Below are 21,391 nucleotides of genomic sequence, written 5' to 3'. Positions count from 1 at the left end.
GCTTATCGGGCCTACGGTAAAACATGTTTGTAGGCCGGATAAGGCGCTTGCGCCGTCATCCGGCAACGGGCCTCAGGCGGTTTCGTCCTCTTCGGCTAACCGAACTTCGGCATCGGAAACAATCGCTTCCAGCTCAGTCAACATCTCCTCGTAGCCAAAAGCACGAGGGGCGGGAGGCGTCTGCGCAACGTCGGATTTCACGGTCGGGATCTCTTTTTTCGCTTTCTTACTCATAGGTAACTCCGTTACTCATCACACCGGCAAATCTATCAGCAAAGCACGCAACGGCGTATCGGCAACGAGCGTTATGTTAGCTTCATCACGAATAAAGGCTCCGTCGCCACAGGTCAGCGCTTCCCGCGCTTCATCGTGGGTCACGGCGTGGAAGGTACCGTGGATCGACTGCAAATAGGCGCGCGGGCCGTGGAGCTGAAAACTCAGCGACTCGCCCTGATTCAGCTCGATCTGGTGTACCCACGCCTGCTGGCGCAACTGCAGGCTGCCGTTCTCGCCGTCGGGTGACGCGATCAGCTGCTGTTTAGCCTTTGTCAGTTTCATCTTCTGCACCAGGGCATTCTCGCGCTCAGGGCAGGCGTCGAGCCACAGCTGCATACGCGTAAGCGGTTTGTCTTTGCCGACATTATGCTCGCTGTAGCTGATGCCTGGCTGAGCCGCGAGCAGTAATGCTTCACCCGCCTGGGCCTGCACATTGTTGCCTTCACTGTCACGGTACTCAGCAACGCCCTCGAGAATCAGATTGAGCACGTCCACCTTTGGCCAGGTGCGCGGCTGGAAGGACGCGCCGGGCGCCAGTACTTCCTGATTGAGCACGCGCAGCGACGCGTAGCCCAGCAGTTTAGGGTCGAAATAGTGTCCAAAGGAGAAGGTGTAACGGGCCTGCAGCCATCCGTAGTCTGCTTGTCCGCATTGTTTGGCTGTCCGGGTAGTAATCATAGTTCTTGACCTCTCTTTACTTCCTTTTATGTTAAGGGGCTGGACGCTGCATTGTTAGCCAGATATTCTGCCCGGTATGTTCAAATTTCCTGAATGAGAACGATATGGCCAAAGAAAGGGCATTAACGCTTGAGGCATTACGCGTAATGGACGCGATAGATCGCCGCGGTAGCTTTGCTGCAGCGGCAGATGAACTGGGACGCGTGCCGTCTGCGCTCAGCTACACCATGCAGAAACTGGAAGAAGAGCTGGATGTGGTGTTGTTTGACCGCTCCGGACATCGAACAAAATTCACTAACGTTGGGCGCATGCTGCTGGAAAGAGGGCGTGTGTTGCTGGAGGCGGCAGATAAGCTCACCACGGACGCCGAGGCGCTGGCGCGAGGGTGGGAGACGCATCTGACGATTGTGACTGAGGCACTGGTGCCGACCCCGGCCTTTTTCCCGCTTATTGATAAACTGGCCCTCAAAGCCAATACGCAGCTTTCGGTGATCACCGAAGTGCTGGCTGGGGCATGGGAGCGGCTGGAACAGGGCAGAGCGGATATCGTGGTGGCCCCGGACATGCACTTTCGCTCGTCGTCTGAAATTAACTCCCGCAAGCTTTATACCCTGATGAACGTCTATGTTGCCGCACCGGATCACCCGATTCATCAGGAGCCGGAACCGCTGTCGGAAGTAACGCGAGTGAAGTATCGCGGCGTCGCGGTCGCGGATACCGCACGTGAACGTCCGGTATTAACGGTACAGTTGCTGGATAAACAAGCGCGCCTCACCGTCAGTACCATTGAAGATAAGCGTCAGGCGTTACTGGCAGGATTAGGGGTGGCGACGATGCCGTATCCGCTGGTGGAAGAGGATATTGCACAAGGGCGACTGCGCGTGGTCAGTCCGGAATCGACCAGCGAGATTGACATCATTATGGCCTGGCGGCGAGACAGTATGGGCGAAGCCAAAGCCTGGTGTTTGCGCGAAATTCCAAAACTGTTTGCCAGGAAATAAGCGACGCTTTGCTTCAGGATTACCCTCTTCGGGGCAAACCGATTGTCCCGAATATGATCAACGTATTTCGTTTTGTTTAGGGTCAGGCCCGAAGCGGTTTTCGCCGGGCGTGCCGTCCTGACAGCTAAAGAGGATGATCACCAGCCAGCCGATGACGGGAATCACTAACAATAACAGCCACCAGGCGGTGCGATCGGTATCGTGCAGACGCCGGAACTGAACGGCCCAACTGGGTAAAAAGACGAGGATCGCGTAAATCGTCGTCAGTATTCCTTCTCCTCCGGCGCGCTGCCAGCCAAACATCTTATCCAGGACGCCCAGTACGAACGCGAAGATGATGTTGACCAGAATGAACATCCAGAACTCTTTGCGGCGGGCCCGGCCACCGAAACCGACGTAATTGCGTAAAACGTTTATATACCAGTCCATTTTCGCCTCAACCTTGTGACAATCACTTGTTTTAAAAGCAATCAAAATAAGAATAGTTGCGAATGATTAGGTGGTAAATATTTGAATAGTGAATTAATAAGGCACCCTGAAGGGTGCCTGGAGAGTGATGACAAATCTCATCCTGATACCGGACAAGCAGAGATCACCTAATTAAAAACCAGGAAAATCAATTCATGGATTTTCGGCTGATAACCAAAAAGAAGGAAAAACCCCGTTTTTTCCTTCTTTTTCAGCGCACGGAGGCACCCTGAAGGGTGCCTGGATTCACTCAGCGAAAACGGCTGTCACGCCCGTGCGGTTCGTCGAGATCCTGCCACGGGCCAATGGAGATAATGCCCGTCGGATTAATCGTCTTATGACTGCGGAAATAGTGATTGCGAATATGGTCAAAATTGACCGTTTCCGCGATGCCCGGTATCTGATAAATATCACGCAGGAAACCATACAGGTTGAGATAGTCGCTGATGCGATGCTTGTCGCATTTGAAATGTGTGACATACACCGGATCAAAGCGGACGAGCGTTGTCCACAAACGAATATCTGCCTCTGTGAGCTGATTGCCCGTCAGATAGCGATGCTGACCGAGGAGCTGCTCCAGTCGCGCCAGCGCGGTAAAGACGTTTTCTACCGCGTCGTCATAGGCCTGCTGGCTGGTGGCAAAGCCAGCTTTATAGACGCCATTGTTAACGTTGTCATAAATCCAGCCGTTCAGTTCGTCGATCTTATTGCGCAGTTCGGGAGGATAGTAGTCCCCGGCTTTTGCGCCCAGCGCATCAAACGCCGTATTGAACATGCGAATGATTTCAGCGGATTCATTGCTGACAATCGTATGGTTCTTTTTATCCCACAGCACTGGCACGGTGACGCGACCGCTGTAATGGGGATCGGCGTGCAGGTAAAGCTGATACAGAAACTCATGCTGATATAAGGTATCGCCCGTGGCCGCCGGGAAATCATCGTCAAAGGTCCAGCCGTTTTCCAGCATCAATGGGTTCACCACCGAGACGGAGATAAACGGCTCCAGCCCCTTGAGCTTACGCAGGATTAACGTACGGTGCGCCCACGGACAGGCGAGTGAAACATACAGATGATAGCGGTCTTTTTCCGCAGCAAAACCGCCTTCGCCGGAAGGGCCTGGTGTGCCATCCGTCGTGAGCCAGTTACGGAATGCCGATACAGAACGTTGAAATTTGCCCCCGGTAGATTTGGTGTCATACCAGGTGTCATGCCAGACGCCGTCGATCAGTTGTCCCATGATTTCTTTCCCTCAGATAGCAAAAACGAGGAGAAAATCCCCTCGTTCTTTTTCATTCATTATAGAGCGCTTACCACTTTTTGTTCAGTACGCGGTCGATACTGAATGCGCCCGGACCGGTAATACCCAGCAGCAGGAAGCCGCCAGCAATGGTCAGGTTTTTCATGAACATCAGTGAGTTAACACCTTCCGCAAAGTTACTGTGGAAGATAAACGCGGTCAGCAGCGTGAAGCCTGCGGTAAACAGCGCGGTGGTACGGGTCAGGAAACCGAACAGAATCGCCAGACCGCCGCCAAACTCGAGCAAAATGGTCAGTGGCAGCAGGAATCCCGGAACGCCCATCGCTTCCATATATTGTTGGGTACCTGCGTAACCGGTGATTTTTCCCCAACCTGCGGTAATAAACAGGATTGGCATCAGAATACGTGCTACCAGTACACCAACATCTTCTAATTTTTTCATTCTTCTCTCCAGGAAACCACACAGACTGCTGATTTTGTTTTTTAGTGCAATTTCGCGGTGTTCCGCGTCATTGCTGTCGATGGAGAGAATCATAAGCGGGAAGAATGAGAATTGTTAGCAAGGAAAACTGTCAATAATCTTCAAAAATTTTGATTTTGTGGTGGAGCGGTATTGCCGTTGCCGGATGGCGGCGATGCCTTATCCGGCCTACATATTGAGTGTGAGCGTGCGTAGGCCTGATAAGCGAAGCGCCATCAGGCGACAGGCGAGCGCAGCGTCTTTTTGACCAGTCGCCATGCGCTCCAGAGACCGAACCCACGCCTTGCCCAACGCACGAGCAGGTTAGGATGGCGAATCGTCCAGACCGCCATCACGCTGCTGCCGACCAGCGCCCAGGAGCGCAAACTCAGCAGCGTGTTCCAGCCACGATCGTAAGCGCCTGTGGCTTCCAGCCAGTCACGACGACTGGCTGAAAGATCCAGCCGTTGCTGTTGGATCTCTCGAAGCAGTCGGGCCTTACGCTGTGCACGTTCGACTTTACCGCTCACGACTCTCCTCCTCGAGCAATTGCCGGTCATTCGCCAGTTCATGGCGGGTATGGCGTAACAATGTGGAGCGCCGCGCTTTGCGCAGCGTCCATATTCCGCCAATCAGTGCCAGAGCCAGCAGAACGACCGTGGTGGCAATCATCGCATTGAGCCGATACTGCGGGTCGACGGCCCAGATGATTAACACCATCAGGCTCATCAAACCAAATGCCGCGAAGAGCATGGTGAGTCCCAGCATCAGCAGGAGCTGAAAGAGGTTAGCCTTTTCTTCTTCCAGCTCGACCACTGCCAGACGCAACCGGGTTTCCACCATCTCAACAAGGATAGTGACAATCCGCTGCCCGATACCCAGAACGCTTTTCCCGGGCCCTTGTGCGTGATGAGGATCCGCCATCATTAACGACGCGACAGCAAAACGCCCAGCACGACGCCCACTGCCGCGCCGATCCCGACACCGGTCCACGGATTTTCGCGCACATAGTCGTCAGCACGCGCAGCGGCTTCACGGGTCTGTTTGGCAATAGCATCGCCCGTTTCACCGAGGCGATAGCGGCTCTCTTTCAGCGCGCGTTCGGCTTTGCTGCGGATCTTACTCAGCTCTTCTTTCGATTTATCACCAGAGGAGTTCAGCACCTCTTCCAGCGTATCGGCCAGGGATTTCAACTCAGCGCGCAGATGTTCCGATGTGTTTTCTTTCGACATAGTATTCTCCAGGTGAGTAAGTGGTCTGATGCTTAGTAGTCGCGAGCTTCGAGCTCTTTCAGTTCAGCCCGGGCTTCCGCCAGCTTGCGCTCGCGTTTGGCAATTTTGTCCGCATCGCCTTTTTGCTTCGCTTCGGCGAGATCGCGCTGACGTTCGGCGATCACTTCTTTCTGCTCAGCAATTTTTTCCTGATGATCGGCACGCAGCTTGCTGTCAGTACAGTGGGCTCTGACTTCGCTGAGCGCTTTTTTCAGCCCATTGATACGGTTCTGGTTATTGTGTTTTTCGGCGTAGCTGATTTCCCGTTGAATATCCTGCTCTTTCTCCTGACAGAGGGTGTTGGCATAACTGCCGGCACTGAGCGCGAAAAGGGAAATAGCGAAAGCGATGCGGTATTTCATTCTTGAACCTTCCATTGTGACTCGTCCCCATGAATTCAGAAACGATGATCCAGTGATAAAGCGACAGGGTGACCCCACCGCCTCATTAATCATAGACATTAATCGCTGAAATCACCAAAGTGGGTGATATGATTCGGATTCCTGGAGATTACCCTACCCGATGTGGGGTATCGCGTAAACGTGACAACCACTGGACGGCCTGACTGTTATCATCCTGCTGAGCGATGATGTAGCCGTGTGGCAACGTTTTGTCGAGCACCGCTTTGGCGGCGGCACTCTGGGCGCTGGAATCGAAAGTGATGAGCAGAGTGTCATTCTTCGGTGTAATGCTTTTAAAACGAATGCCGTTAGCGTCGAGATGATGCCAGATCGAGAAGCCGTCCGGCACGCTGGCCCCCTGGTGGACGGCACGGATCGCCAGCGTGGATTCTTGTTGACGAATCGCTGACCAGACCAACAACGTGGCGCTTAACACCAGCAGAAAGGCGGTGCTCCAGGCCAGTTGTTTAAGCGTTATGCGCGGTTTTAGCATTCCTTACCCTCGATTCCCGTATTTCTTTTTCCACAGGACGACCAGTGAACCGCCCAGGCCAAAAACCAGCAGCACAACGGGTAACAGCATCAGGCACGACATCAACTGATCTTCATACTTCAGGAATACCGGCGTTTTCCCCAGCAGATAACCCAGGCTGGTTAAAATCAGCACCCACAGCAACCCGCTCATCCAGTTGAAAAATTGAAAGCGGGCATTATTCAGGCCGGATAAACCCGCGATAGTAGGCAGCAAGGTGCGAACAAACGCGATAAAACGGCCAATAAGCAGGGCGGAAAGACCATGCTTATGGAACAAATGGTGAGCGCGTTGGTGATAGTGGGCGGGCAGGTGTGATAACCAGTTTTGTACAATGCGGGTATTGCCCAGCCATCGACCCTGAATATAGCTCAGCCAGCAACCGAGGCTTGCCGCCGCGGTCAGTAACAGAATGGTTTGCGGAAAGCCCATTGCGCCTTTAGCAATCAGAACACCCACTAACACCAGCAGGCTGTCGCCGGGTAAAAAGGCGGCTGGCAGCAACCCGTTTTCCAGAAACAGAATCATAAATAAAACAAAATACAGCATGCCAATCATGGAAGGATTGGCCAGTGTTTCAAAATCCTGCGCCCACAGGGCATGCAGTAATTGAGTCAAAAGTTCCATTCAGTATTCCAGGTCGAATTGGTTAACGTCACGCCGGGATCAACAGTTTGCTACGCCGCATCATTGTTAATGTTTTGCATGGTGTGCGGACGGCGCAAAGCCGCGGCCTGAACTATTCCCTGTTAAAAGTTATGAATTAAGCAAGCACTAACAAACATAAATTCGAATTGCATCTAATTGTAACAAAGGTCAACGTAGTCCGTTATAGAAATTACACGTCCGTGAAGTGTGATTCTGCTGATCGCAGGAGAGGGTGGCGAGAGGATTTACACAGGCTGACACTTTATACCTTTCGCTTACTGACAGGCGCCGCGGCGCGCCTGTCGAATCAAGAAATATTATTTTGTTGCGTTTGCCACCGTATCAAGATGAACCACCGGGTTTTCGGCAAACAGGTAACGGTCAGCATTAAATTCAAAATCGTCGCTGGTTTCATTAAACAGCATGATTTTTGTGTTCTCGAGATGCTGCCACATCGCCAGTTTTGCCGCATGTGGGTCTTTGCGGATCAACGCTTTAAGGATTTGATCGTGGTCGTCACACCAGTTATCCACGGTACGCGCATCAATGTGTTCGTGCAGTTTCTTCCAGTACGGGTTGTGACTGCGCTGAGTCCACATTTTTTCCACGATAGCGGCCAGCGCTGAATTCTGGGTGGCTAACGCAACCTGAATGTGGAATTGCAGATCCCATTCGGAGTCGCGGAAACATTTTTCGTTGCGCGCCTGTTCCTGGATAGCCATCAGCTTCATGATGTCTTGCTTGGTGACCTGGGTTGCGGCGAACTCCGCAATGTTGCTTTCGATAAGCTGACGCGCCTGTAGCAGCTCAAAAGGACCGTAGTTGGCAAACTCCAGTGACTCGTCAGTGGCCTGCTGGTGGCGTGGCTGGTTGGAAATTACGTGGATCCCGGAACCTTTACGAACCTCAACGAATCCTTCGACTTCCAGCATGATGATGGCTTCACGAACCACGGTACGGCTGACGTTTTTTTCATCGGCAATAAAACGCTCTGCAGGCAATTTATCGCCCACCAGGTAAACGCCCTGTTCGATGCGCTCTTTTAAATCAGCGGCAAGTTGTTGATACAAACGTCGTGGTTCGGTGATTTCCATATGCACTCCAGGCATGATACGGCAGACTGTATTTGTTATACCACTTTCGCGAGGTTGGCTCTATACGCAGAAACGAAAAAGCCGCCTGCGAGTGCCTGCAGGCGGCCTGGTTTGCTTATGTATTATTCGTCGGCAGGCTAACTCTGCGCTGCCGGCTTATTGAACTGCGTATCGGAATCAACGTCACTGGCCGGTTTGTTTTGCAGCACGGTCCAGATAACCAGCGCACCGAGCAGGTCGAACACGGCCAGTACCGCAAACAGCGGGCTGAAGCCGATGGTGTCTGCCAGCGCACCGACTACCAGGGCAAACAGCGTGCTTGCGAGCCAGGCAGACATCCCGGTCAGACCGTTCGCCGTTGCCACTTCATTACGACCGAAGACGTCAGAAGAGAGGGTAATCAGCGCACCGGACAGGGCCTGGTGAGCAAAACCACCAATACACAGCAGCATGATGGCGATGTATGGGCTGGTGAACAGACCGATCATCCCTGGGCCAATCATCAGTACGGCGCCGAGGGTGACGACCATTTTACGTGAGACAATCAGGTTGACGCCAAACCAGCGCTGGAACAGCGGCGGCAGGTAACCGCCCACGATGCAACCGAGGTCGGCAAACAGCATCGGCATCCAGGCGAACATCGCAATTTCTTTCAGGTTAAAGCCATAGACTTTGAACATGAACAGCGGGATCCAGGCGTTAAATGTCCCCCAGGCTGGCTCAGCAAGGAAACGCGGCAGAGCGATACCCCAGAACTGGCGGTTACGCAGGATCTGCACGAGTGACATTTTCTTTTGGGTGCTGTTTTTGTGCTGCGCTTCCTGACCATTAATAATGTAGTCGCGCTCTTCGTCCGTCAGTTTTTTCTGGTCACGCGGGTGCTTATAGAAGATAAGCCAGGACATGGCCCAGATGAAGCTCAGGACGCCAGAGATGATGAACGCCATCTGCCAACTGTGCATCACGATCGCCCAGACAACCAGCGGCGGAGCAATCATCGCACCGATAGAGGAACCGACGTTAAAGTAGCCGACCGCAATGGAGCGCTCTTTCGCCGGGAACCATTCGGAACTGGCTTTCAGGCCTGCCGGGATCATCGCGGCTTCTGCCGCACCGACCGCACCACGCGCCAGCGCCAGGCCACCCCAGCTTCCTGCCAGCGCGGTTGCGCCACAGAAAACGGCCCATAGCACGGCAAACATCGCGTAGCCTATTTTGGTACCCAGTATATCCAGCACATAGCCGGCAACAGGTTGCATGACAGTGTAAGCAGCAGAATAGGCTGCGATGATATAGGAGTACTGTTGGGTGGAGATGTGCAACTCTTCCATCAGAGTTGGCGCAGCAGCCGCCACAGTGTTACGCGTCAGGTAACCCAGCACGGTGCCAAGCGTCACCAGTGCAATCATGTACCAACGTAACCCTTTAATTTTACGCATGTAAAACCTCATCGTTTTGTTATTTCCGCAAGGAGCGCGGTCATCTTCCTGCCTGGGGCAGAGGATGCTGTTTACGACGGGGTAACCAAAAAAAAGCCGGTACGCCCGAACGTTGCCATAAATAAATTTTGCTAATTCGGTTTCCGTACCGGTCAATCCGATGATGAATCATCGGTAATTTTGCATTCCGTCTGCTTATGTATCGCGACGGCAGAAAGATAACTTGTCATACAACTTTAAAAGGTGAGTGCCATCACAAAAGTGTGAATCTTAGCATGGTTATTATTTCGATTCGGCGATACCAGAGCTGGCGCGGCCTGGGACGGTGTTTACCTCTTTGAGGGTAAATAATTTGTCAGCATTTATTGATCTATCTCACGAAAATATCTACAGCCCCTGGAAATTGGTGTGATAACTTTGTCAGCATCGCTACATAAGCAATCAGACGCACTCGTTGAGAGGAAGACGAAAATGACCCCGTTTATGACAGAAGATTTTCTACTTGATACTGAATTTGCCCGCCGTCTGTATCATGATTACGCCAAAGACCAGCCTATCTTCGATTACCACTGCCATCTGCCGCCGCAGCAAATCGCCGAAGACTACCGATTCAATAACCTGTATGACATCTGGCTGAAGGGCGACCATTACAAATGGCGCGCCATGCGGACCAACGGTGTCGCTGAGCGCCTGTGTACCGGCGACGCCTCCGATCGCGAGAAGTTTGACGCGTGGGCGGCGACGGTTCCGCATACTATCGGCAACCCGTTATACCACTGGACACACCTTGAACTGCGTCGTCCGTTTGGCGTGACGGGCAAATTGCTCTCTCCATCAACGGCGGACGAGATCTGGAATCAGTGCAACGAACTGCTGGCGCAGGATAAATTCTCCGCGCGCGGCATCATGCAGCAGATGAACGTGAAAATGGTCGGTACCACTGACGATCCAATTGATTCGCTGGAACATCACGCCACGGTCGCAAAAGACAGCAGCTTCCTGGTGAAAGTGTTACCGAGTTGGCGTCCGGATAAAGCCTTCAATATTGAGCAGGCGACCTTCAACGATTACATGGCAAAACTGGGTGAAGTCTCTGACACCGACATCCGTCGCTTTAGCGATCTGCAAAGCGCGCTGACCAAACGCCTTGACCACTTCGCCGCGCACGGCTGTAAAGTGTCCGACCACGCGCTGGATGTGGTGCTGTTCGCAGAGTCCAGTGACGCTGAACTGGATAGCATTCTGGCACGCCGCCTGGCGGGCGAGACGCTGAGCGAGCATGAAGTGGCACAGTTCAAAACTGCGGTGTTGGTGTTCCTGGGCGCGGAATATTCGCGTCGTGGTTGGGTACAGCAGTACCACATTGGCGCCCTGCGCAATAACAACCTGCGTCAGTTCAAACTGCTGGGGCCGGATGTGGGCTTTGACTCTATCAACGACCGTCCGATGGCTGAAGAGCTGTCAAAACTGCTCAGCAAGCAGAATGAAGAGAACCTGTTGCCGAAAACCATCCTCTACTGCCTGAATCCACGCGATAACGAGGTGCTGGGCACGATGATCGGCAACTTCCAGGGGGAAGGGATGCCAGGAAAAATGCAGTTCGGTTCCGGCTGGTGGTTCAACGATCAGAAAGACGGCATGGAACGTCAGATGACGCAACTGGCGCAACTGGGTCTGTTAAGCCGCTTTGTCGGCATGTTAACCGACAGCCGCAGCTTCCTCTCGTATACCCGTCATGAATACTTCCGCCGCATTCTGTGCCAGATGATCGGTCGCTGGGTGCAGGCCGGTGAAGCCCCGGCGGATATTCAACTGCTGGGTGAGATGGTGAAAAATATTTGCTTTAACAATGCGCGTGATTACTTCGCCATTGAACTGAACTAAGGCCCGGGGTTGATATGCAATACATCAAAATCCATGAGCAGGATAACGTTGCGGTCGCGCTGGCTGATTTGGCGCAGGGAACGGAAATCACGGTGGACAACCACAGCGTAACGCTTCGCCAGGATGTCGCTCGCGGACATAAATTTGCCTTGGGTGACATCAGGAAAGGGGCGTACGTGATCAAGTATGGCCAGCCTATCGGCCATGCGCTGGCGGACATTGCGGCGGGTGAACATATTCACGCCCACAATACTCGCACCAATCTCAGCGATTTGGATGAGTATAGCTATCAACCTGATTTTCAGGATCTTCCTGCCCAACCTGCTGATCGCGACGTGCAGATTTATCGTCGTGCTAACGGGGACGTCGGGGTACGAAACGAACTCTGGATCCTGCCAACCGTTGGCTGCGTCAACGGAATTGCGCGCCAGATCCAGAACCGTTTCCTGAAAGAGACTCATGATGCCGAGGGCACCGACGGTGTCTTCCTGTTCAGCCACACCTACGGCTGCTCACAGCTTGGCGACGATCACATCAATACCCGTACCATGCTGCAAAACATGGTACGTCATCCGAATGCGGGTGCGGTGCTGGTGATTGGCCTGGGGTGCGAAAATAACCAGGTGGATGCCTTCCGCGAAACGCTGGGCGAGTTCGATCCTGAACGTGTGCATTTTATGATTTGTCAGCATCAGGACGATGAAGTGGAGGCCGGGCTTGAGCATCTCCATCAGCTTTACGATGTGATGCGTCACGACAAGCGCGAGCCGGGGAAACTGAGCGAGCTGAAGTTTGGTCTGGAGTGTGGTGGTTCTGACGGCCTTTCCGGGATCACCGCCAACCCGATGCTTGGCCGCTTCTCTGACTATATGATTGCCAACGGCGGGACCACCGTTCTGACCGAAGTGCCGGAGATGTTCGGTGCGGAGCAATTGCTGATGAGTCACTGCCGCGACGAAGAGACGTTCGGCAAACTGGTTACCATGGTCAATGACTTCAAGCAGTACTTTATTGCCCACAACCAGCCGATTTACGAGAACCCCTCGCCGGGTAACAAAGCCGGTGGGATCACCACGCTGGAAGATAAGTCGCTGGGCTGCACGCAGAAAGCGGGCTCCAGTCAGGTGGTTGACGTACTGCGCTACGGCGAGCGTCTGAAAACTCACGGACTGAATCTGCTGAGTGCGCCGGGTAATGATGCGGTTGCTACCAGTGCGCTGGCGGGTGCCGGTTGTCATATGGTGTTATTCAGCACCGGTCGCGGTACTCCTTACGGCGGGTTTGTGCCGACGGTGAAAATCGCCACTAACAGCGAACTGGCCGCGAAGAAAAAGCACTGGATCGACTTTGATGCAGGCCAACTGATCCACGGCAAAGCGATGCCACAACTGCTGAATGAGTTCGTGGATACCATTGTCGATTTTGCTAACGGCAAGCAGACCTGCAACGAACGCAATGATTTCCGCGAACTGGCTATCTTCAAAAGCGGCGTAACATTGTAATTACCCATTATCTTACGCACCGCAGCAGGGATGACTGAACCGGGCACCTTGCTGTGGCGCGGGATCTTTCGGGTAATCACGAGAGTCTGGATTTTAAAAACGACGTTTCATATGATGAAGCGTCGTTTGTTTTTGTATTTCCTGACAAGGACCCCCCATGACCGCGTATTGGCTGGCTCAGGGCGTAGGTGTACTCGCGTTTCTGATTGGCATTACCACGTTTTTCAACCGCGATGAGCGCCGTTTCCGACTCCAGCTTGCCGTTTATAGCGCCACGATAGGCGTACACTTCTTTCTGATGGGCGCCTGGCCCGCCGGGATGAGCGCGGAACTCAATACCGTGCGCACCCTGGTTTCCATGCGCACCCGTAAACTGTGGGTAATGGCGCTGTTCATTATCCTCACACTGGTGCTTGGGCTGGCGAAGCTACAGCACGCGATGGAAATTCTGCCCATCATCGGTACGCTCGCCAGTACCTGGGCGCTGTTCCGCTGTAAGGGATTAACGGTGCGCTGTGTGATGTGGTGTGCGACAGCCTGCTGGGTGGTGCATAACTTCTGGCTGGGATCGATTGGCGGTACGCTGATTGAAGGCAGTTTTCTGGTGATGAACGGGCTGAACATTATCCGCTTCTGGCGCATGAAACGCCGGGGAATTGATCCGTTCAAAATTGAGAAAAGCGTGCAGGAAGAGACCCCTTCCGCCAGATGACGGAAGGGGCAGGCGCTTAGCTGCGCAGAGGATTATTCGCCAGACGTTCGTCTTCAGCCTGGCAGGCCGCAGCGGTAAACAGGACGTCAGTTGACGAGTTCAGCGCGGTTTCACAGGAATCCTGCAACACGCCGATGATAAAGCCAACGGCAACCACCTGCATGGCGATATCGTTAGGGATACCAAACATATTACATGCCAGCGGTATCAGCAGCAGTGAGCCGCCCGCGACGCCCGATGCGCCACAGGCACACAGAGAGGCGACGACGCTCAGCAGCAGCGCGGTGGGCAGATCCACCGGGATCCCCAACGTATTCACCGCAGCCAGCGTTAACACCGTAATGGTGATCGCCGCGCCCGCCATATTGATGGTTGCGCCCAGCGGGATAGATACGGAATAAGTATCGCGATCCAGATTCAGCTTTTCACACAGCGCCATATTCACCGGAATATTCGCCGCAGAACTGCGGGTGAAGAAGGCGTAGACGCCGCTTTCACGCAGGCAGGCAAAGACCAGCGGATACGGGTTGCGACGAATTTTCCAGAACACCAGCAGCGGGTTGATGACCAGCGCGACCAGCGCCATACAGCCGACCAGCACGACCAACAGTTGCGCATAGCCCCACAGTGTCTCGAAACCGGTGGTCGCCAGCGTGGAAGAGACCAGACCAAAAATACCGATCGGGGCAAAACGGATCACCAGTTTCACCATAAAAGTGACAGCGTTCGACATGTCATTGACCAGATTTTTGGTGGTGTCGTTGCCGTGACGCAGAGCAAAACCGAGGCCGACCGCCCACACCAGAATGCCGATATAGTTGGCATTCAGCAGTGCATCAATGGGGTTGGAGACCATGCTCATCAGTAGACCGCGCAGGACTTCCACGATGCCCGACGGCGGCACAATATCATTTGCGCTGGTGGTCAGATGCAGCGTTGAAGGGAAGGCAAAACTGAAAACCACCGCGGCAAGCGCGGCAGAAAACGTCCCCAACAGATAGAGAAACAGAATCGGGCGAATACTGGTTTTTTGCCCGTGCTGATGGTTAGCGATTGACGCCATCACCAGCATCAGCACCAACACTGGGGCAACGGCTTTTAACGCGCCGACGAACAGTGTGCCGAGCAAACCCACGGCAACCGCTGCCGGTTTTGAAATCCATGCCAGTAAGATCCCCAGTACGAGACCCACCAAAATTTGTTTTACCAGGCTTCCTTGAGCCAAACGCTGCAGCAGCCCCGCGGAACGTTGCGTAGTCATTTCTTCATCCTTTCATTGTGTTGTTGCTCATCCTTTGGACGTTCTATGGACGTCTCTTTCTGGATGTAACAAAGTGTTTGCCTGGTTGAGTATAAGGAAAGATAAAGCTTCGGGAAGCGAAATATGCTGGATTTTATGCTGTGATCATATTTTATAACTTAACATTAACAATGATGTGACATGTTCTACAAAATGTAGACAGCGGATTGTCTATTGGCCGGGGACGCGCTAGCGCCGCCCGGCTCGACAGAATTACGCCTGCTGTTTCTTATCATGCTGATAGTTGACCCAGGCATTGATCAGTAACGTCACGACCAGGATGCCAAACACCACGCCGAGCGAGATCGCAATCGGGATATGGTAGAAGTCGACAATCAGCATCTTAATGCCGATAAACACCAGGATCACCGCCAGACCGTATTTCAGCATGGAGAATCGCTCAGCAACCCCTGACAGCAGGAAGTACATCGCACGCAGACCGAGGATCGCGAACAGGTTTGAGGTCAACACGATGAACGGGTCGGTGGTGACAGCAAAGATGGCGGGAATACTGTCGACCGCAAAAATAACGTCGCTCAGTTCCACCAGAATCAACACCAGCAGCAGTGGCGTGGCATACAGCAGACCCTTTTTACGCACGAAGAAATGTTCGTTTTCGATGGTTTCGGTCATCCGCAGATGTCCGCGCAGCCAGCGCACCAGCGGCCTGTCGCCGATTCCTGAATCGTCCTCTTTCGCCAGCGCCATTTTCACCCCGGTAAACAGGAGGAATGCGCCAAACAGGTACAGGATCCAGTCGAACTGGGTGATAAGCCAGGTGCCGGCAAAAATCATTACCGTACGCAGGATGATTGCGCCCAACACGCCGTACACCAGTACCCGACGCTGCAATGCAGGCGGTACCGAGAAGTAGCTGAACAGCATCAGCCAGACAAAGACGTTATCGACGGCGAGGGATTTTTCAATCAGATAACCGGTGAGGAACGCCAGCGCCTGCGGATCGGCGACGGCGCGGCCTTCGGTTTGTACCAGATACCACCAGAACGCAGCGTTAAACAGTAACGAGAGCGTGACCCAGACCAGGGACCAGGCGGCCGCTTGCTTCATGGTCATCGTATGTACGCCACGACGCCCCTGCAAAAAGAGGTCGATAGCCAGCATAATCACCACAACAACAGCGAATCCGCCCCATAACAACGGTGTGCCGACAGTATTCATAAACATTCCTTACGCATAAAAAAAGGCCAACGTCAGAAGACGCCAGCCGCTGCTTTTTTATGCATAGACCTCGCCTTCCGGCAAGGTCTCACTTACAACAAAAAAGAATGCGTTAACGCATTCCTTTTACGTTGCCCGGTGACCGGATGTGGTTTCTCACACATCGTAATGACGATCGACCGACAATGAAGTTACTCCCCTTTGCAGGTAACAAAATATGACAGGCCACGCATTCCGTCAATGGCCTGTAACATCTGTTTTACAATGTTTTACGCAGTGGCGGCACGGCTGACGTCGTCTGCCGAGAAGATGACGCCGGTCTGGCGACGGATCTCGGTCAGCAATTTTGCCGTGATGCGACTGTTCGACAATCCAGGATGATTCACTTCATTGGCGTCCACCAGTTCTGCAAACGCCTGTGCCTCATACAGCATAGTATTGATGTGCTGTGGTTGGGTAAGGTCCTGGGTTTTTCCGCCGCGTGGAACAAAGCAGACCTTCTGGCATTCGGAGATTTTTTCGATCACCAGCGATCCGGCTTCGCCCTGGATTTCGCTGTCGATAACGGAGTCGCTCACTTTGGAATGCTGGAGGGTGACGCTGAAATCACCGTAGTCCATCATCACCACGCCATGGGCATCGACGCCGCTCTCCAGCAGGCTGGCGGAGGCTTGTACGCTATGCGGTTCTCCCCACAGCGCCACGGCGGAGGCCAGGCAGTAGAAACCGATATCCATGATCGAACCGTTGGAGAAGGCCGGGTTAAAGGTGTTCGGGTTTTCGCCGTCGAGATAGCGCTGATAGCGCGAAGAGTACTGGCAGTAATTAAGGAACGCTTTGCGCACCTTACCGACTTTCGGCAGCGACTGTTGCAGCAGCAGAAAGTTAGGCAGACTGGCGGTTTTAAAGGCTTCATACAGCACCACCTGGTTTTCCCGCGCACAGGCGATGGCAGCTTCTACTTCGGCCAGATTCGACGCCAGCGGTTTCTCGCAGATCACATGCTTTTTATGACTCAGAAACAGTTGGGTCTGGGGAAAGTGCAGCGAGTTCGGGCTGGCAATGTACACCGCGTCAATCGCATCGCTTTGCGCCATGGCGTCAAGCGAGGTAAACAGATGCTCGACGAGGTAATCATTGGCGAAGGTTTGCGCCTGTTCGAGGCTGCGGGAATAAACTGCGGTTAACTTATATCTGCCGGTCTCATGGGCGGCATCCACAAACTGACGGGTGATCCAGTTTGTGCCAATCACTGCGAAACGTATCATAAATGCCTTCAGGCTCCATAAAGGGATTCTTTCGTCAATTTAGCACGCCTTTATGACAAAGCCAGTGCGCTACTGCGCAGTTTCCTTTAACGACAACTGCGTCAACCACAGGCGCGTATCAAATTCCAGTTGGTGATAGTGCGGTTCCATGTGGCAGCAAAGCTGATAAAACGCTTTGTTGTGCTCTTTTTCCTTCAGATGGGCCAGTTCGTGTACGACGATCATCCGTAAAAAGGGTTCCGGCGCGTTGCGAAACACGGTGGCGACGCGGATCTCGGCTTTCGCTTTCAGCTTGCCGCCCTGCACGCGAGAGACAGCCGTATGCAGACCGAGCGCATTTTTCAGTACATGGATTTTATTGTCATACATCACTTTGTTGATCGGTGGGGCATTACGCAGAAACTGACTTTTCAGATCCTGGGTGTATTGCCAGAGCGCTTTATCCGTCGCGAAATCATGCGTTCCCGGATAGCGCTTTTCCAGCACCGCGCCCAGCCGCTGCTCGGCAATCAGCGTGCGCACCTGTGAAAGCAGGTTCTCCGGGTAGCCCTGGAGGTAGTTCAGTTCGTTCATCTCAGTCCACGCCAATTAACAAAATTGTTGTATACTCACGCACCCTTTTAAGGGATACGCCGAAATTTTACCATTCAGGAGGGCCGATGAGCCACACAGACAACGGTTTCCGTTCACTGACACTAAAACGTTTCCCGGAAACGGACGACGTTAACCCACTGTTGGCGTGGGAAGCGGCGGATGAGTATCTGCTGCAACAGTTGGACGATACGGAGATTCGCGGCCCGGTGCTGATCCTGAATGATACCTTCGGTGCGCTGAGCTGTGCGCTGGCTGAGCAGTCTCCGTACAGCATTGGTGACTCTTATTTAAGCGAACTGGCAACGCGGGAAAACTTGCGTCATAACGATATCGCGGAATCCAGCGTCAAGTTTCTCGACAGCACGGCGGAGTATCCGCAGGCGCCGGGTGTGGTACTCATCAAAGTGCCAAAAACGCTGGCGCTGCTCGAACAACAGCTGCGTGCGCTGCGAAAAGTGGTGACCCCGCAAACCCGGATCATTGCTGGCGCGAAGGCGCGTGACATCCATAACTCCACGCTGGAGCTGTTTGAGAAAGTGCTGGGTCCAACGACCACCACGCTGGCGTGGAAAAAGGCGCGTCTCATCAACTGTACCTTCAGCGAACCGGCTCTGGCCGATGCGCCGGAGACGCTGAGCTGGAAACTGGAAGGCACCGACTGGACCGTCCACAACCATGCCAACGTCTTCTCCCGCACCGGGCTGGATATTGGCGCGCGCTTCTTTATGCAAAACCTGCCAGAGAACCTGGAAGGGGAGATTGTCGATCTCGGCTGTGGCAACGGCGTCATTGGCCTGACGCTGCTGGAAAAAAATCCACAGGCTAACGTGGTTTTTGTCGATGAATCTCCGATGGCGGTCGCGTCCAGCCGCCTGAATGTGGAAACCAACCTCCCTGAGGCCATCGATCGCTGCGAGTTTATGATTAACAACGCGCTGTCCGGGGTTGAGCCTTTCCGCTTTACTGCCGTACTGTGCAACCCGCCGTTCCATCAGAAGCATGCGCTGACGGATAATATTGCCTGGGAAATGTTCCACCATGCCCGTCGCTGCCTGAAGATCAACGGCGAGCTGTATATCGTCGCCAACCGTCATCTCGACTACTTCCACAAGCTGAAGAAGATCTTCGGCAACTGCGCCACCGTCGCGACCAACAATAAGTTTGTGGTGCTCAAAGCGGTGAAAGTCGGCCGCCGTCGCTAACGTATTGCCGGATGGCGGCTGTGCCTTATCCGGCCTACAACATCTTACTCTTGCGTAGGCCTGATAAGCGTAGCGCCATCAGGCACATTAAATTCCCAGCGCCAGACGGGTGCCCTGGGCAATGGCCCGGCGAGCATCCAGTTCCATCGCCACATCACAACCGCCGATGACGTGCACGGTTTTTCCCGCCGCCTGCAGCGGTTCGGCCAGTTCACGGCGTGGCTCCTGACCGGCACAAATAATGATGTTATCGACCTCCAGCGTTCGCGCATCGCCACCGATCAACACGTGCAGGCCAGCATCGTCGATCTTCTGATAGCTGACTGCCGGGATCATCTTCACGCCGCGTGAAAGCAGCGTAGTGCGATGGATCCAGCCGGTGGTTTTCCCCAGCCCCTCTCCGGGTTTGCTGGCTTTACGCTGAAGCATCGTAATCTGGCGTGGGCTGCGAGCCAGATGCGGGCCTTCCGGGCGCAATCCACCGGCCTGTTGCAGGCTGGTGTCGATACCCCATTCCACACAGAAATCGGCAATGCTCTGGCTGGTCGGTTCACCGGGCTGGCTCAGATACATTGCGGTATCAAAGCCAATCCCGCCGCAGCCCACAATTGCCACCCGGTTACCGACAGTGGCTTTGTCACGCAGCACGTCGAGATAGGTTAAGACTTTCGGATGATCGATGCCGTCGATCGGTGGCCTGCGCGGCTCGATCCCGCTGGCGAGGATCACCTCATCGAATGCCAGCAGATCGTCAGCCACCGCATAATGATTCAGTTTCAGGGTCACACCAGTGACGTCGATCATCCGGCGGTAATAGCGGAGCGTTTCATAAAACTCCTCTTTACCGGGGATCTGTCTGGCGATAGTAAACTGTCCGCCGATCTCGCCCAGCGTATCAAACAGGGTGACATGATGGCCACGTGCCGCCGCATTGATGGCAAAGGCAAGGCCCGCCGGACCCGCACCGACGACGGCCAGATTTTTAAGCGCAGTAGCTGCAACAACGGGCATTTTGGTTTCATGACAGGCGCGGGGATTCACCAGGCATGAGGTCACTTTACCTACGAAGATCTGATCCAGACACGCCTGATTACAGCCGATGCAGGTATTAATCTCATCGGCACGCCCCGATTGTGCTTTCGATAACAGTTCAGCATCCGCGAGGAACGGGCGCGCCATCGACACCATGTCGGCATCACCGCGCGCCAGAATCTCGTCGGCAACCTGCGGATCGTTAATGCGGTTAGTGGTGACCAGCGGCAGCGAAACGTGGCCTTTCAGTTTACGGGTGACCCAACTAAAGGCACCGCGCGGCACCGGCGTGGCGATGGTGGGAATGCGCGCTTCGTGCCAGCCAATTCCGGTGTTGATAAGGGTCGCGCCTGCGGCTTCGATGGCCTGTGCCAGTTGCACGGTTTCTGCAAAGGTGCCGCCATTTTCCACCAGATCGAGCATCGACAGGCGGTAGATAATAATAAAGTCGTTCCCCACTCGCTGACGCACGGCGCGCACGACGTCAACGGCAAAGCGCATACGCCTGACATAATCACCGCCCCATTCATCGTCGCGCTGGTTGGTGCGCAGGGCGAGAAACTCGTTAATCAAATAGCCTTCTGAACCCATTACCTCCACGCCGTCGTAGCCCGCTTCCCGCGCCAGTTGGGCACAGTGGGCGAAGTCCTCAATCAGTTGCAGAATTTCTTCGTGGCTCAGGGCGTGCGGGGTAAATCGGTTGATAGGGGCCTGAATCGCTGACGGGGCCACCAGTTTCGGCTGATAGCTGTAGCGCCCGGTGTGCAGGATCTGTAGCGCTATTTTCCCGCCTTCGTTGTGAACAGCATCGGTAATGATGCGGTGATGTGGCACCTGCCGGGCATCATTGAGCGTAGCGCCGCCCTCCATCCCCACACCCGACTGCGCGGGGGCAATGCCGCCGGTGACAATCAGCGCGACGCCATGCCGGGCGCGTTCGGCGTAGAAGGCCGCCAGGCGTTCAGCCCCATCGGGATACTCTTCCAGCCCGGTGTGCATCGAGCCCATCAGCACGCGGTTTTTAAGCTGAGTAAAGCCGAGATCAAGCGGGGCGAACAGCGACGGATAGCTCATAAGATTGTCCAGTATGTAAAATTATTGTTATGTGGTCGGATGAGTTACTAATTTAGCCGTCGTCGGGTAAAAGGGAAAAGGGGAATGCGATGATTGTGATGGGATTCAAAAAAAGCCC

The 21,391-nt window shown here is 54.0% G+C and carries 23 protein-coding genes; 5 read left to right on the top strand and 18 right to left on the bottom strand.

Features of this window, described 5'->3' with window-relative positions:
- Positions 1-72: 72 nt before the first annotated feature.
- The gene (locus F384_RS30180; RefSeq protein ID WP_052746953.1) at positions 73-234 is read right to left on the bottom strand and encodes a hypothetical protein; all 162 of its coding nucleotides are present in this window, start codon (positions 232-234) and stop codon (positions 73-75) included.
- 18 nt (positions 235-252) lie between these two features.
- Positions 253-954 carry a pirin family protein gene (locus F384_RS17110; protein ID WP_046487543.1) on the bottom strand — a complete coding sequence of 234 codons (702 nt, stop codon included), beginning with the start codon at positions 952-954 and terminating at the stop codon, positions 253-255.
- A gap of 104 nt (positions 955-1,058) precedes the next feature.
- Between F384_RS17110 and yhaJ the strand changes: the two genes are divergently transcribed.
- Positions 1,059-1,955 (top strand): DNA-binding transcriptional regulator YhaJ, encoded by an 897-nt coding sequence (gene yhaJ, locus F384_RS17105; protein ID WP_046487542.1) that lies wholly within the window; start codon positions 1,059-1,061, stop codon positions 1,953-1,955.
- A 57-nt stretch (positions 1,956-2,012) separates the two neighbouring features.
- On the opposite strand, the gene F384_RS17100 is transcribed toward yhaJ, so the two are convergent.
- The 11 genes from F384_RS17100 to exuT all read right to left on the bottom strand — a co-directional run bounded on the left by F384_RS17100 (position 2,013) and on the right by exuT (position 9,526).
- Complete coding sequence (locus tag F384_RS17100; RefSeq protein ID WP_046487541.1) at positions 2,013-2,384, bottom strand: DUF805 domain-containing protein; 372 nt, start codon at positions 2,382-2,384, stop codon at positions 2,013-2,015.
- A gap of 289 nt (positions 2,385-2,673) precedes the next feature.
- Positions 2,674-3,660, bottom strand: coding sequence for a glutathione S-transferase family protein (locus tag F384_RS17095; RefSeq protein WP_046487540.1), 987 nt, complete (start codon positions 3,658-3,660; stop codon positions 2,674-2,676).
- Between the two features lie 70 nt (positions 3,661-3,730).
- Positions 3,731-4,123 carry a DoxX family protein gene (locus F384_RS17090; protein ID WP_040073926.1) on the bottom strand — a complete coding sequence of 131 codons (393 nt, stop codon included), beginning with the start codon at positions 4,121-4,123 and terminating at the stop codon, positions 3,731-3,733.
- A gap of 254 nt (positions 4,124-4,377) precedes the next feature.
- A complete protein-coding gene (locus tag F384_RS17085; RefSeq protein WP_046487533.1) occupies positions 4,378-4,671 on the bottom strand; it encodes a YqjK-like family protein in 294 nt (97 codons plus the stop codon).
- Positions 4,661-5,065, bottom strand: a complete 405-nt coding sequence (locus F384_RS17080) for a phage holin family protein (RefSeq protein ID WP_042325334.1) — start codon at positions 5,063-5,065, stop codon at positions 4,661-4,663. Before F384_RS17080 ends, F384_RS17085 begins: the two co-directional genes overlap by 11 nt.
- Before the next feature lie 2 nt (positions 5,066-5,067).
- Positions 5,068-5,373, bottom strand: coding sequence for a DUF883 family protein (locus tag F384_RS17075; RefSeq protein WP_042325238.1), 306 nt, complete (start codon positions 5,371-5,373; stop codon positions 5,068-5,070).
- 32 nt (positions 5,374-5,405) lie between these two features.
- A complete protein-coding gene (locus tag F384_RS17070) occupies positions 5,406-5,774 on the bottom strand; it encodes a DUF1090 domain-containing protein (protein ID WP_046487530.1) in 369 nt (122 codons plus the stop codon).
- A gap of 148 nt (positions 5,775-5,922) precedes the next feature.
- Positions 5,923-6,306: an EnvZ/OmpR regulon moderator MzrA gene (gene mzrA, locus F384_RS17065; RefSeq protein WP_046487527.1), complete on the bottom strand. Its 384-nt coding sequence runs from the start codon at positions 6,304-6,306 to the stop codon at positions 5,923-5,925.
- Between the two features lie 3 nt (positions 6,307-6,309).
- Complete coding sequence (gene yqjA, locus F384_RS17060; RefSeq protein ID WP_042998225.1) at positions 6,310-6,972, bottom strand: DedA family general envelope maintenance protein YqjA; 663 nt, start codon at positions 6,970-6,972, stop codon at positions 6,310-6,312.
- A gap of 338 nt (positions 6,973-7,310) precedes the next feature.
- The gene (exuR, locus tag F384_RS17055; RefSeq protein WP_046487524.1) at positions 7,311-8,087 is read right to left on the bottom strand and encodes a transcriptional regulator ExuR; all 777 of its coding nucleotides are present in this window, start codon (positions 8,085-8,087) and stop codon (positions 7,311-7,313) included.
- 137 nt (positions 8,088-8,224) lie between these two features.
- Positions 8,225-9,526, bottom strand: coding sequence for a hexuronate transporter ExuT (exuT, locus tag F384_RS17050; RefSeq protein WP_046498338.1), 1,302 nt, complete (start codon positions 9,524-9,526; stop codon positions 8,225-8,227).
- A 471-nt stretch (positions 9,527-9,997) separates the two neighbouring features.
- Between exuT and uxaC the strand changes: the two genes are divergently transcribed.
- The 3 genes from uxaC to F384_RS17035 all read left to right on the top strand — a co-directional run bounded on the left by uxaC (position 9,998) and on the right by F384_RS17035 (position 13,624).
- Positions 9,998-11,410, top strand: coding sequence for a glucuronate isomerase (gene uxaC, locus F384_RS17045; RefSeq protein ID WP_046487521.1), 1,413 nt, complete (start codon positions 9,998-10,000; stop codon positions 11,408-11,410).
- A 14-nt stretch (positions 11,411-11,424) separates the two neighbouring features.
- The gene (locus tag F384_RS17040; protein WP_046487518.1) at positions 11,425-12,912 is read left to right on the top strand and encodes a UxaA family hydrolase; all 1,488 of its coding nucleotides are present in this window, start codon (positions 11,425-11,427) and stop codon (positions 12,910-12,912) included.
- Positions 12,913-13,069: 157 nt separating this feature from the next.
- Positions 13,070-13,624, top strand: coding sequence for a YgjV family protein (locus F384_RS17035; protein ID WP_046487516.1), 555 nt, complete (start codon positions 13,070-13,072; stop codon positions 13,622-13,624).
- Positions 13,625-13,640: 16 nt separating this feature from the next.
- On the opposite strand, the gene sstT is transcribed toward F384_RS17035, so the two are convergent.
- The 4 genes from sstT to F384_RS17015 all read right to left on the bottom strand — a co-directional run bounded on the left by sstT (position 13,641) and on the right by F384_RS17015 (position 17,944).
- The gene (gene sstT / locus F384_RS17030) at positions 13,641-14,885 is read right to left on the bottom strand and encodes a serine/threonine transporter SstT (RefSeq protein WP_046487514.1); all 1,245 of its coding nucleotides are present in this window, start codon (positions 14,883-14,885) and stop codon (positions 13,641-13,643) included.
- A 252-nt stretch (positions 14,886-15,137) separates the two neighbouring features.
- Positions 15,138-16,103: a TerC family protein gene (locus F384_RS17025; RefSeq protein ID WP_046487513.1), complete on the bottom strand. Its 966-nt coding sequence runs from the start codon at positions 16,101-16,103 to the stop codon at positions 15,138-15,140.
- Positions 16,104-16,372: 269 nt separating this feature from the next.
- The gene (locus F384_RS17020; protein WP_046487511.1) at positions 16,373-17,371 is read right to left on the bottom strand and encodes a Gfo/Idh/MocA family protein; all 999 of its coding nucleotides are present in this window, start codon (positions 17,369-17,371) and stop codon (positions 16,373-16,375) included.
- Positions 17,372-17,440: 69 nt separating this feature from the next.
- Positions 17,441-17,944, bottom strand: coding sequence for a M48 family metallopeptidase (locus F384_RS17015; protein WP_042325262.1), 504 nt, complete (start codon positions 17,942-17,944; stop codon positions 17,441-17,443).
- A gap of 86 nt (positions 17,945-18,030) precedes the next feature.
- Between F384_RS17015 and rlmG the strand changes: the two genes are divergently transcribed.
- Complete coding sequence (gene rlmG / locus F384_RS17010; protein WP_046487508.1) at positions 18,031-19,167, top strand: 23S rRNA (guanine(1835)-N(2))-methyltransferase RlmG; 1,137 nt, start codon at positions 18,031-18,033, stop codon at positions 19,165-19,167.
- Positions 19,168-19,254: 87 nt separating this feature from the next.
- Here rlmG and F384_RS17005 read toward each other — a convergent pair whose 3' ends face one another.
- Positions 19,255-21,273 (bottom strand): FAD-dependent oxidoreductase, encoded by a 2,019-nt coding sequence (locus tag F384_RS17005; protein WP_046487506.1) that lies wholly within the window; start codon positions 21,271-21,273, stop codon positions 19,255-19,257.
- Positions 21,274-21,391: the final 118 nt, after the last annotated feature.

It is taken from the genome of Citrobacter amalonaticus Y19 (assembly GCF_000981805.1).
GTDB lineage: Bacteria > Pseudomonadota > Gammaproteobacteria > Enterobacterales > Enterobacteriaceae > Citrobacter_A > Citrobacter_A amalonaticus_C.
Note: the sequence above shows the minus strand (reverse complement) of the source record. Positions and strands in the feature narration are given on the sequence as shown.